The organism is Microcoleus sp. PH2017_08_TRC_O_A (genome assembly GCF_020738665.1).
Lineage (GTDB): Bacteria > Cyanobacteriota > Cyanobacteriia > Cyanobacteriales > Microcoleaceae > Microcoleus.
Genome location: NZ_JAEQCE010000016.1, coordinates 62,798 through 75,315 on the forward strand (window position 1 = coordinate 62,798; position 12,518 = coordinate 75,315).

Annotated in this window: 11 protein-coding genes; 4 read left to right on the forward strand and 7 right to left on the reverse strand. The window is 44.8% G+C overall.

Annotation, left to right across the window (positions count from 1 at the left end; genetic code table 11):
* Positions 1–1,000: 1,000 nt before the first annotated feature.
* Positions 1,001–2,257, reverse strand: coding sequence for a bifunctional oligoribonuclease/PAP phosphatase NrnA (locus JGK22_RS07065; protein WP_293219844.1), 1,257 nt, complete (start codon positions 2,255–2,257; stop codon positions 1,001–1,003).
* 236 nt (positions 2,258–2,493) lie between these two features.
* Complete coding sequence (locus tag JGK22_RS07070; RefSeq protein WP_293148535.1) at positions 2,494–2,991, reverse strand: HNH endonuclease; 498 nt, start codon at positions 2,989–2,991, stop codon at positions 2,494–2,496.
* Between the two features lie 387 nt (positions 2,992–3,378).
* Here JGK22_RS07070 and JGK22_RS07075 point away from each other — a divergent pair, with 387 nt between their 5' ends.
* On the forward strand, positions 3,379–3,843 hold the full coding sequence (locus JGK22_RS07075; RefSeq protein ID WP_293185661.1) for a COP23 domain-containing protein: 465 nt from the start codon (positions 3,379–3,381) through the stop codon (positions 3,841–3,843).
* Between the two features lie 299 nt (positions 3,844–4,142).
* On the opposite strand, the gene JGK22_RS07080 is transcribed toward JGK22_RS07075, so the two are convergent.
* Positions 4,143–6,830 (reverse strand): AAA-like domain-containing protein, encoded by a 2,688-nt coding sequence (locus tag JGK22_RS07080; protein WP_293274492.1) that lies wholly within the window; start codon positions 6,828–6,830, stop codon positions 4,143–4,145.
* Between the two features lie 108 nt (positions 6,831–6,938).
* Here JGK22_RS07080 and JGK22_RS07085 point away from each other — a divergent pair, with 108 nt between their 5' ends.
* Positions 6,939–7,706, forward strand: coding sequence for a 5-formyltetrahydrofolate cyclo-ligase (locus JGK22_RS07085; RefSeq protein WP_293312605.1), 768 nt, complete (start codon positions 6,939–6,941; stop codon positions 7,704–7,706).
* Positions 7,707–7,735: 29 nt separating this feature from the next.
* Here JGK22_RS07085 and JGK22_RS07090 read toward each other — a convergent pair whose 3' ends face one another.
* Both JGK22_RS07090 and JGK22_RS07095 read right to left on the reverse strand, forming a co-directional pair.
* Positions 7,736–8,023, reverse strand: a complete 288-nt coding sequence (locus JGK22_RS07090) for a S1 RNA-binding domain-containing protein (RefSeq protein WP_293312607.1) — start codon at positions 8,021–8,023, stop codon at positions 7,736–7,738.
* Between the two features lie 664 nt (positions 8,024–8,687).
* The gene (locus JGK22_RS07095) at positions 8,688–10,556 is read right to left on the reverse strand and encodes an AAA-like domain-containing protein (RefSeq protein WP_293193634.1); all 1,869 of its coding nucleotides are present in this window, start codon (positions 10,554–10,556) and stop codon (positions 8,688–8,690) included.
* Between the two features lie 279 nt (positions 10,557–10,835).
* Between JGK22_RS07095 and JGK22_RS07100 the strand changes: the two genes are divergently transcribed.
* Entirely contained in the window at positions 10,836–11,009 is a 174-nt protein-coding gene (locus JGK22_RS07100; RefSeq protein ID WP_293185671.1) for a hypothetical protein, read from the forward strand.
* Positions 11,010–11,041: 32 nt separating this feature from the next.
* Positions 11,042–11,392: a hypothetical protein gene (locus tag JGK22_RS07105; RefSeq protein ID WP_293185672.1), complete on the forward strand. Its 351-nt coding sequence runs from the start codon at positions 11,042–11,044 to the stop codon at positions 11,390–11,392.
* Positions 11,393–11,899: 507 nt separating this feature from the next.
* Here JGK22_RS07105 and JGK22_RS07110 read toward each other — a convergent pair.
* Both JGK22_RS07110 and JGK22_RS07115 read right to left on the reverse strand, forming a co-directional pair.
* Positions 11,900–12,274, reverse strand: coding sequence for a DUF4342 domain-containing protein (locus tag JGK22_RS07110; protein WP_293185674.1), 375 nt, complete (start codon positions 12,272–12,274; stop codon positions 11,900–11,902).
* Between the two features lie 44 nt (positions 12,275–12,318).
* A complete protein-coding gene (locus JGK22_RS07115) occupies positions 12,319–12,510 on the reverse strand; it encodes a hypothetical protein (protein ID WP_293219850.1) in 192 nt (63 codons plus the stop codon).
* Positions 12,511–12,518 lie beyond the last annotated feature (8 nt).

Below are 12,518 nucleotides of genomic sequence, written 5' to 3' on the forward strand. Positions count from 1 at the left end.
GAAGAGAGCCCTATACGTTTAAGCGGTTCTATAAGTTGTCAGTCATACCCCACCTTTTTGAGAAAGGCTATATATCGTATATAACTATTTATTCATTTAGTCGATATTGACGCTAAATTTAGTAACCAAGAGATAATTTCTCTGGCAAAATATGAGAGGCCGCCAAAAATCTATGGCAACCCCCTTTTTTTCTGGCTTATCCTATAACGGTTCTCATAAAGATCGCGTATCACAAATTATGGTACGACGATATGATTGCGATCGCACACACGCCCGGAGATCGTCTTTACTTCCACAAATCTCAGAAAGTTTATAGGAACTATCAACAGCAATTACCAATTACCCAGGATTAGATATACTTCATCTTTCTCAAAAAGACGAAGTATGATTGTTATTGGAGTTTTTGGTGCGTCCGCAAGTTGAGTGTACCATCACCACAAGAGGGCTCTCTTCCCAACAACGTACCTTCTCAAAAAGACGAAGTATGATTGTTATTGGAGTTTTTGGTGCGTCCGCAAGTTGAGTGTATAGCGGTTATCACAAAGATGAGGTATGTTGTTGGGCTTCAGCCCTCTGAGTTTAGTGGTTATATAAGTTGTCAGTTATACCTCATCTTTTTGAGAAAGGCTATATCATCACCAAAAGAGGGCTCTCTTCCCAACAACGTACCTTCTCAAAAAGACGAAGTATGACTTTTATTGGAGTTTTTGGTGCATCGGCGAGCTGAGTATACAATCACCAAAAGAGGGCTCTCTTCCCAACAACGTACCTTCTCCAAAAGACGAAGTATGACTTTTATTGGAGTTTTTGGTGCGTCGGCAAGTTGAGTATACAATCACCAAAAGAGGGCTCTCTTCCCAACAACGTACCTTCTCAAAAAGACGAAGTATGACTTTTATTGGAGTTTTTGGTGCGTCCGCAAGTTGAGTGTACCATCACCACAAGAGGGCTCTCTTCCCAACAACGTACCTTACTCTTGGAGAGAAAGGCTATACAAACTTTAACGATCGTAAACTGGATTATCGGTAGGACTAATTAAACTCATTAATTTTTGCTTAATTTGAGAATCGAATACTTCCCATTTGTGCCTTGCATAATCGCTATTCTCATTTCCACCCGAAAGAAATCCTACCGGAATTTCAAAACCGCCCGCTTGACTTCTTCCACCGCCAAAAAAGCGTCCTTGAGCATCTTGACCGAAGGCTTCTTTAATAAATTCGTCGGGGTCTAGAGTCAGTTTATTCGTTCGCAGCGATCCGATTACTACTTCGATTTCTTCGTCTTTGTCGTGCACAATTGCGTAGACAACGGCTGTATGTACGTTCTCTTCTGTTACTAAAAAGTCCGCTGCTTGGGGAATGGAATCCCGATCGTCATAGCGGAGGTAGCCGATGCCCGCGATCGAGAAATTGTTCTGGACGATGCGGTGTTTGAGCGATCGCTCGATCGCATCCATCACCCATTTAGAACGAGACGACTGTAACACCGCATTCAGCAACTGCGGGTCATAAAATCGGCTCAAATAAGCCGCAGCTAAGAATTCCTCCTCCTGTGCTTGTCTGAGGGCATTGGTATCCGATCGCAAACCGTGCATCAAAGCCGTAGCACACTTGACGTGCTGGCTGACACTACCGTCAAAAGCCACCATTCCAGCCTGCAAATACTCGGTAAAAATCGTGGCTGTAGCGCGGATATCCGGACGCAAATCGGTAAATTCTGCGTTCATTTCCCCCTGCAAACTGTGGTGGTCGATTACTGCTGCGATCGCAACTCCCGCCCCTAAAATAAACTCGGTTAAGTTACAAGTCGTGCCTTGGTTGTCGATGAAAACGCAACCCTGATACGCCGACAAATCCTTCGTTTTTGTCGTTTCCAGCGTCCACCGCTGCAACGGTAACCCGGTCAATTTAACTAAGGCAATATTTTCTTGGTGGCTGAGGGCGCCGGCGTAGATAATCTCGCATTGAATATCGTACTGTTCGGCGATTAATTTGTAAGCCCAAGCGCTCGAAAGTGCGTCAGGGTCGGGAAAATCTTGCAATAATATTAACTGGCGATCGCCTCTGTGCCGATCGAACATTTGGCGCAATTGCTCAACTTTGCGATCGAGTAATTCTCCGCGGAGACTGGCGCGATCGTCTTCCGAAGCAACTTCGGCTTTGCTGCGCCGTTTCCCAGGTACACTCGCGGATGGTACAACCTCAGCTTCGTGGTTGTCAGATACTTCATCTGAATTGGTAGGCTGGTGGTCTTTCATTGTTAAAAATACACAATCTAATTTTTTCAGTATTTGCGCGCCAAAAGCAATTAAACCCGGTTTCTTTGTAGATACCGCGCTGTCAAACCGAATATTTCCGAAGAGAAACCGGAGTTAAGAGTCTTTAACTATTTAACTTTTCAACTCAAAACTATTGGCCCGGCGCACTCATGGCCCCACGCCTACAACTCAAAACTTCCGCAAAAAACCCCCGCGCTTTCTTGCGACAGGGGGTTTCAAAGGCCGATTACATATTTTTGCCATTCTTGGTGCATACCACTCTTAACGTGTCTAGTCACTTCAAAATAAAGACCGCTGTGAGGTTTCCTGGGCGGATAGCGCAGCAGCATTCCCGCTTCTTTCGGGGTGCGACTGCCTTTATTGACATTGCAGCGCACGCACGCCGTAGCGAGGTTTTCCCAACTTTCGCCTCCCCCGCGCGATCGAGGAATCACGTGATCCAGGGTCAAATCGTCCCCGGTATAGCCACAGTATTGACAAGAGTGGGCGTCCCGGTGCAAGATGTTCCGGCGGGTAAGCGGAATATCCTTATAGGGAACTCGGACGTAATGCCGCAGTCGAATCACAGTTGGTAGCGGGAAGTTTGGCGCAATAAATTTCCCGTTATGTTCTACCTGTTCTGCTTTTCCTTTCAGCAACAAAACTACCGCTCTTCGCCAATTGGTGATGTTGAGCGGTTCGTAGGAGGCATTCAGCACCAGAACATTGCCCATTGTTGATTATTAAAGAGAAGATTTTTATTGATGCTAACACAGGTTTCAGTTTAGGGGGGGGCGGACTCAGGAAGGGCAAGGCTCAACAAAAAACGGCTAAAAACCTTACCTTTACCCTATACCTTCGCGCCTGATCCCCTGCGGCTGCACCTATTTTGTGCCACAGCGTTTGTCAGCCAGGGATTTTCCGTGGGTTTTGGTCTGAATAATGGCAGTATGGGCGATCGTCTCCGTTGGCGTAGCCCCCGTAGGGGGCGGGCTTCGCTAACGGCAAAACTTTACAGAATAAATTTTATTTTTTTCCCTAAATGCCTAATCTTCCCGGCAAGCAGAAGTCTAACTTTTTAGAGTATTAGTAACCATAAATGAAAAAGCTTATTACCGCCCATGAAATTTCGGCTTTTAAAGTCAGCTTTTAGTGTGTCAATTATTGCCCTTGCAGCTCCGATTTTAGCAAACAGTCAGGCTTTTGCCCAAACTCCGTCATTTTTCTGTGGCGCTGCTGGTGGCCGCCCGGCCACAATTGCTGTCCAACAAGGCAAAAATATTCCCGTTATTCTATGGGTAGCTGATAACTATTTCAATGAATCAGGAGAAGACGCCATTACTCGCTGCACCCGAGTCTCGGGAATTCTCAACAACTCGCAACCCCAAGGAAGCTGGGACAATATTGTCACAGCAGGTGCATCTTCCAGCGGTCAACTAATTATTTGTGCAGCTAATCCTCAAGACGGTTCCTGTAGATTATTATATCAAGTCCCAAAAGGGCAAAATCCCGAACAAGCCAGACAAGAACTTTTAAGAAGAGTTAAAAATCCTAATGTAAGTGTTTCGCCTGTTAAGGTAAATTAAACAGTTGACAGTTGACAGTTGACAGTTGACAGTTGACAGTTGACAGTTGACAGTTGACAGTATTTGTAGGGTGCGTCGCCATTGCTTATCCCCAAAAAAGAGTGACAATCTCATAGCGACGCACCAAACACACCCTACAAACCAGGAGCATCTCAGTTTTGCATTTGTAGTGCTGTCCCCGCTCGCACTGAAAGAAAAAATGCTTTTTGCAAAAATGAGATGCTCCCTACAAACCCAGGTCAAAAAAGTCCATGGATAGGGAAACGACATTACCGCGTGCGTATTTCCATGTTTTATTACTACTTGCAGATAGTGGAAACCCTTCTCAAATACTCCGGTTTGCTGCTGAGAAAATCGCAGCTTTGCTTCAGCAATTCTTCCAACCCTTCAACCTGCCTCAACCAGACAGTACCATTGCTTCCCGCTACAGCAATTTGCTTCCCATCTCCACTCCAACCGACACTAACAACATTCTCCTCAAACGTAAATTGAGCAACCGGGCGCCCCGCTAAATTCCACAGCCGCACAGTCTTATCAATTCCCACAGTAGCCAGCCTTTCTCCGTCGGGACTAAAACTAATTAATTTCGCATCTAAATGCAAGGTTTCAAATTCACTAACTAATTCTTTGGCTGACAGATTCCACAGTCCGACTTTGCCATTTAATGTTACTGTAGCAAAGCGATACTGCTGTCGATCTGGACTGAAACTAATCCCAATTGCCTGCACCGGCAGCGTTTTTTCCAGTTGTCCCGACAAATCCCAAACTCGCACTGTAGATTTGCCGTCTAAAGTCGTCAAAAAATCGCCGCTGGGGCTAAAATTAACGCTTCTCACTAAACCATTGTGACCGGGAAGCTTCACGCTAGATGAGATTAATTTTGATGGTTTTGACAAGTTCCAAATTGCCGAACTGCTATCGATTCCTGCTGCCGCAAATAACTTTTCTTTCGGACTAAAACTAATACTGTTAACAGAGCCTTCAATTCCTTTCAACTGAGAAATATTTTTTCCTGACAAATTCCAGAACTTAACTGTGCTATCGCTTCCGGCAGTTGCTAAAAATTTACCATCTGGGCTAAAGCTTACCATATTCACTGACTGCTGTAAAGCTTTCCATTCAGCAATTTTCTGCCCGTAAAAGTTCCAAATTCTTACTCTATCGTCTATTCCTGCGGTTGCCAAAATTTTACCGTCAGGGCTGAAACAGATGCTGGTAACAGCACCTGTATGAGCTTGCCAATTCATCTTTCTTGGTGGAAGTGATGGTGCTTTAATCTGCTGTTTTTTGCTAATTTCGTCGAGAATAACTTGTAAGGCTAACAGCGGTCTAGTTGCCGGATATTGTTCGAGATGTTGTTTGTTTTCAACTAAGGTTCTTAATTTTTTACCAGAGGCGATCGCCCTTAGCAAAGCTTCCGATAAAGCTTCGCTGCTCTCGTTTTTTTGAGATACTGCCAACAGTAAAGCATCGCTGCCATTTTGTTCGATTTCAATACTTGCTTGTGCTAGTTTAAACCGCTGGTAAGCGAGAGTTGAAAAGCCGATCGCCCCAATCAACGATCCGGCCAGTACCGCTGAACCGATGCCGATCCACTGTTGGGCTTTTTGCTTGGCTGCGCCAGCTTCACTCAAAGCTGTTTCGGCATCGCGCGTCGCTTTTTGGGTTTCTAGTTTAGCTGCCAGCAGCAGTTGATTTTGGTCGCTCAAAATCAGTTTTTGGCTGGCTGTCAAAAATTGAAAGTCTTCGTTTCTCAAACTTTTGTCTGCCGCCCAAACTAATGCTGATTGCAAATCTTCGCCGCGCAACAGTTGGGAGTCATCTTGAGAGTTAGAATTCAGCCAGACTTTGATAGCTTCCGAGTAAGGTAAGAGTTTTTCTAAGTTTTTGGCGATTAAGTCTTTGTTAAAGACAGCTTGATAAATAGGATTAGAAATAGTTAATTTTTCCCGGCGCTTGACGATTAATCCGCTTAATCGCAATTCCATTTGTTCCGCACTACCATCGGGGACGATTTCAACTTGCTGTAAAATTTGCTGATACAATCCGAGTCTTCTGACAATCCGCTGGTTTTCTCGAAAAAGCCGATCGCGAATTGTGGACAAATGTTCGGGAACATCCTGAGATTCCCAATTCTCCACAATCTTCAACCGTACCACTTCCTCAACCCACTCTTTGGGATTTTGGATTAATGCAGAATTTTCAAATAAAAGTTTGCACAGCTTTTGACTCAAAAACGGTTGCCCGCCCGTCCAATACAAAACCTCTCTCAACACTTCAGCAGAGCGATCTGTCAGCTCTGCCAACCCGGCTGCTAGCGGTTGAGCTTCTGTTTCATCAAAACCAGTTAATTCGATCGCCCTACCGATATTAAAAGGCGTGTTGCTGGCAAGATTCTTGTCGCGGCACAAATCCGTCGGCGATGCTACGCCCAAGAGTGCCCAGGTTAGGCGATCGAACTCTGAGTTATTGGCGCGCTTGTTATAGCACGATCGAATTAGGGCTAGGAAATCATCGGCGGGAAAATCCAGGGCGAGAATGCTGTCGATTTCGTCGATAAAAATGACAATATTGGTGGAAATATTGGCTAACAGCACGGTTTCGATGAATTCGCTCAATCTTTGCACCGGAGTTAAAAAATTGCGATCGCGCCACCAAGTCCGCACGTTGACAATATCCGACAGATTAAAGTTATTTTCGAGAATGCGTAGCAACCCAGCATACCACTGTTCGGGAGTCACGCCGCGGTTGCCAATTTCCGAAATGTCGATCGCAGCACAAGCAATTCCCTCATTTCTCAGCCGCTGAATTGTCCGCACCTGCAAGCTAGATTTGCCCATTTGGCGCGAATTCAAAACATAGCAAAATTCCCCCGCCTTCAATCCGTTATAAAAGTCGTCATCTGCTTGGCGCTTCACATAATTCGGAGCGTTATTGGTGAGACTGCCGCCGACTTGATAGTAACTGGGTTTTGCGGTAAAATTCATATAATTCATTCGGCGGTTAAAACCGCTACTACACAAACAAAGTCCGCGCAACGCGAGACTGAAGAATTCAAGTAAAATTTTGGATGATATATTGTACCATAATATAGCATGAAAACAGATTGGATTGGATATCACCGCGACAAAGACAAGTTAAGAACTGAAATTTGGTCTTTGCTGAAAGATCAAGCCGCATCTGTTGGCGATCCGTTTGGTCATATTCCCAATTTTGTCGGCGCCGAGTTGGCGGCTGAAAAATTGGCGAGTTTACCAATTTGGCAACAGGCAAAAACGATTAAGTGCAATCCAGATTCGCCACAAATTCCGGTGCGGATGCGGGCTTTGCAAGACGGAAAACGCTTGTATATGGCAGTACCGCGCTTGACAGACGATCGCTGTTTTGTCGAGTTAACGGCAGAAGATTTGCACAAGCACAATATGCCACTAGCCGAAAGTGCGTTAGCGAAGCCCTCGAAGAGGATCGCCCGTAAAGCCCTCAGTTGCGGAAAATTGGTAAGCTTTGAAGAAATGGAGCCGATCGATTTAGCAATAGTCGGCTGCGTAGCGGTGGCGCGCAACGGGGGAAGAACCGGCAAAGGTGCAGGATTTGCTGATTTAGAATTGGCGATGTTGACAGAATTCGGGTTAGTAGAAATCGATACGCCGATTGTGACTACAGTGCATCCTTTGCAAATTGTAGAAGATTCGCGTTTGCCGATGCAGCCTCACGATTGGGCGCTGAATTGGATTGTGACTGCCCAGGAGGTAATTGAGACTAATACGAGTTATCCGCGTCCAACTGGGTTAAACTGGGATAGTTTGCGATCGGAACAGTTGGAACAAATTCCGATTTTGCGAAAGTTGAGAGAGCAAGAATAGATTTAGTTATTTCAATTTATAACTCTCAATTATTTCGACTTATTCAACTGGCTGGGCTTCATCCCTAACCAAATTTGTTGTCCCGTTTCCTTGAATGCCCGCACGACTACATCAACTGATGAACCAACTGCTGGATATTCATCGCGTGTCATAAAGCCTTCATCTTTGAAATTATCGAGTTCAACAAGACCCATAAATTTTATTCCTGGCAGGGTAATAAATATCCCAAAAGGCCAATGCTTGGTGACTACTCCTTTCAATTTAGTTCCAACTTTGAGAGACTCTTTTATTTCTTCCCACGATTGCTCGTCAATCATTTTATAATCCTCCTACTTGCATCATTTAATTAGTAAGGTGCTCTACTATCCTAAACTTTGAAAAATCGCCCTAAAACTTTGTCTGACGCACCCTACAAGTTAAAACTCCTTATCATATAGAGGAGACGGCAGTGCCGTGTCCCTACGTGATGAATTGTAGGGACACGGCACTGCCGTCTCCTCCGTCTTCTCCGTTGATATCATTCCGATACAAACGGAATTGATATTATTTCATAATATATCTAATTTGTAGCCAAAATGCGCCAGATAATGAAAGCAGTAAGGCCTAGATAACCAAACACGGTTATCCAATCTAGCCAATTATCGGAAGTTATCAAAAAAATATCGTTCATGGGCTGTTTTAATCTAAAAAGAGGTAGATTTTGATTTGTCGTTTGGTGGGGGCGGGTTTATGAGATTGTCGGTTTTAGGCAATTATTGTTGGTGAACCCGCCCCTACAATATTGTGATTTTTCGTTGGGTGGGGGCGGGTTTATGAGATTGTCGGTTTTAGGCAATTATTGTTGGTGAACCCGCCCCTACAATATTGTGATTTTTCGTTTGGTGGGGGCGGGTTTATGAGATTGTTAGTTTTAGGCAATTATTGTTGGTGAACCCGCCCCTACAATATCTGGAATTATATGATACCTAATCGCTCAATATTTTACCCGATCGCGCTCAAGTGCGATCGGAAATATTGCCGGTACAACTCGCACCTCGGCACGCACTCGTTTCCCTGCAACTTTACCAACCCCAAACTGTCCAACTTGAACGCCTGAATCGCCTTTAATTGCACCCCAGAATCCGCCGCCGCAATCTCTCTCATCCCCGCAGCTAACTCTGGATATTCTTCTAAATTCCACAGTTGGCGGCGCAAGTGATCGCTGTAAATTCCCGCATCGGCGATCGCACTTTCTTTTAATTCATCAATAGTCAAATCACCTCGCGAAATGTGATATAGTGCAACTCGTACTAAATACGGATGACCGCCGACTATTGCCGTAAGTTGCTCAACTTCGGCATCTGACCAACTTAAATTGTGCCGCGCTGCTAAGTCTTGGATTTGCCCAGCGTTGAATTCGGGCAAGTCTACGGGTAAGCCGACGTTGAAGGGCGATTGATTGATGTTCATCGGGATGTAAACTTCGGTGGAATGTACTACGATTAATCGCAGTTTTTTCCAGATATCCCGCCGCTTCGATTCTTCGTGCCACGCCCGCAGCAGTCCTAAAAAGTCTTCGGCTATGTCGGGATATTGGAAAACGCGATCGATCTCGTCTAATCCTAAAATTAGAGGACTATCGATTTGGGGTAAGATGTATTTCTCAAAGTAATCTTTGCAGTTGACTTTGCTGCCAAAAATATCGTCCCAATAATCGTCTAGTTGATTGGCTAAGTGCAATTCGCGTCCGACGTAAGCGCAAAACCATTTTAAGAATTTATCTAAGTTGGCGAATACACTTTTATCTACTAACTGAAAAGTTAGTGGCACTGTACAATAACCTTGACGGGTTCCGTGATGCAAAATTCTTGCCATCAAGGATGTTTTGCCCATTTGTCTCGGCGCTTTAATTCTAATTAACGCGCTGGGCTGCAAAATAGTTTGATAGCAACGTTCTTCGATGGGCGGGCGTTCTACATAAAATTGAGAAGCGACATCGACTTGTCCTCCGGGTAATTCCGGTTCGGCGCTGGGTAGAGGTATTTCGTCGCTGCTAATTTCTAATACTTGGTTTGGTGTTAAATCTTCCGGTTGTTCTTTGACTGGTGCGGGAGTTTCTGCTAGCAATTTCAACACTTCTTCGATCAGAATTGGAGTGTCGCCGTCCTTTTGCCATTCCCTCTGTTCGATTCGGTACAGATAGCCCCGCAAATCGTGGTTTAGAGGCACGTTTAAGGGAAAACCGACGCGAATCGGTAAAATTATTGGTTTCTTGTCAGGGCGAGAGTCTTGCAGTTCTTTGGCTTGCTGGACTTGATATGTTAGCAGTTCGCTTTGGCTGACTGTTGGCGGCAATAGCAATAGCAAATAATCGCATTCTTTGAGGAAGTAGTTTATGCGATCGAACCAATTATCTCCCAATCTAATGTTATTTTCGGCTGTGAAGACTGTATGACCGATCGCACTTAAGGCCGTTTCTAACTGTTTTCCCAATTCGCGATCGGGTTCGGCGCTGCGATAACTCACAAATACTTTAACACTTCTGTTGCTGCGGGCTGTTTCCCTTGCCGCGGGCAAATTGTCCGACTCAGCGACATCTTCGGCATCGTCTAGTTTAGCCGATCGATGGTCGCCATTTGTCAGAGTCAACTCAAACGCCGCGAACAACTGTCGCAGTTTGCTGAGATCCGCACCTTCTCTACCCTGCTTAATTTTGCTGACAGTATCCGCGCCAACGCCCGACTCGGCCTCGATTTCCGTCAGAGTACCTCTAATGTTATATCGGTCAGACCATTCTTGGAGCGCCTCATTAAGTTTCTTTAAGCCAGGGGCTGTGAGAATTCGACCGCGATCGCGTTTTGACTTGAGCACTTCTGTTGCACTGAAATGGGAAGGAATCTAGGAACTTTAACGCCTTAAGTTCCTATTTTAAGCGATTTTAAGGGAGATAGTCAGCCCGCCGGAATTTAAGGAATTTTACTTGTAGAGGGTTTTTAGGCGATCGACTTTCTCAAACTCTGTCCTGATAACGGCTTCAACCTGTGAATATATTTGAAAAGAAAAAAAAATCTTAACTCCCCAATCTCCCCTGCGAGCAACCACTGATTTTTTTTAGAGTAGATACATCAAGGAAAACCCAGGAGCATCACCATGAACAAAATTCTACACCGATTGGCAATGGCCGCCTTAGGAACTGCTTCAATTGTGACAATTAATACACTTAATAATTTAACAGAAGCATCGGCCGCTGGTAAATTTGACCAACCGCAAATTCATCAGAATACCATTTTTCCAATTCCTGTCCCCCATCAGTTGCATAAATAGCATAAATCCATTTATTTCATTCAGGAGAATTTATGAAGTCTACACTTTGCTCGCCACAATCTACCACTACAGAATCTAACTCCGTTGATGCTGATGCGATCGATGCCTGCACTGCATTAGCGTGGGTTGAATTGGTAGCCTTAGATAACAGCGCTCTCACGGGTGATGATTGGCTGGTGCTGTGCGATGATATTGATAGCGGGGAAATCTACCGCGGCTGGTTTCTGTGGCACGATCGCGAAGTTAGCGGTAATTGGGAAGCTTACGACCATTTGAACGATCGCCGATTTGTTGCCAAAAGCCAAGTTTTTGCCAAAAGTGCGATCGACTGCATCGAAGATGCGAGAAATCGCGCGATCGCACAACTAGAATTTGTACTCTAACACAAATACAACTCGTGCCGAGCCAACAATAATTCTGGGAATTATATTCCCGACTGAATGAACTTTCCGATCTACGCAAGACGAGAATAAACAGGTTTAATATAACCGGATGCAAGATAATTCCCGGAAACCAAATATTCTCAAAAATAATAATAAAAATTACGGGTGCATTCGTATGTAGTTGCGCTTCAGCGCTCTTTTAAAGCGCAACTACGTACCTTTTATAACTCTGGTATGTAGTTGCGCTTCAGCGCTCTTTCTTATTATATATGTAAGGACTGAGAATTAAATATAGCCTTTATCAAAAAGATGAGGTACGATTGACAGGTTACATAACCAGTTCCACTAAGAGGGCCCAAGCCCAACAACGTCCGCAAATCTTTTTGAGAATCGCTATAACTTACAGTTTGATGGTTCGTGGGATGGGCCACCCGAGCCCATCCCACAAATTTGTGTAAATTATTTAATTTCCGATCCTAAGAGCGCTGAAGCGCAACTACGTACCTATTACTCTTTTCGCTCGATAACCACAGTCAAATGAGCGACAACTGCCCCAACTGTTGCCAATACAGCAGCAATTGGAAAGACTACACTCCCTGCAACGCCACCTACCAATCCCGCCATCAGCGGAATGTCTGCTAAAATCCGCCCTTCTGAGTTTTTGATCACGAGGCGGCGGAGTTTTCCTTGCTCAATTAATTCTTTGACTTTACCAATTAAACTGTCGGCGCTAATCTTAAATTCTTCCACTCTAACTTTTTCCTCTGTTACGAACTCTGAGGTGAATAAAGGAGTTTCAACTGTTGGGTTGGCTGAATTTCCGGAGGCGGCTGTTTCGTCTTGGAGGATTGTTACTTGTTGTTCTAGTTGTTGTGAGTTCATTTTGTGTAGGGCGGGCGAACACCAGCCGTTTAATTTCTATACTTCTATCTTGTGCGATCGCACTTCGCACCGACAGGCAAGAAAACCCTACAAGCTACATTCGTACTTTCCGCCCCCGCCTTTTCACCCAAAACATTATCTCTGTTGACAGTTGACAGTTGACAGTTGACAGTTGACAGTTGGCAGTTGGCAGTTGGCAGTTGGCAGTTGGCAGTTGGCAGTTGACCAATTACCAATTACCCAT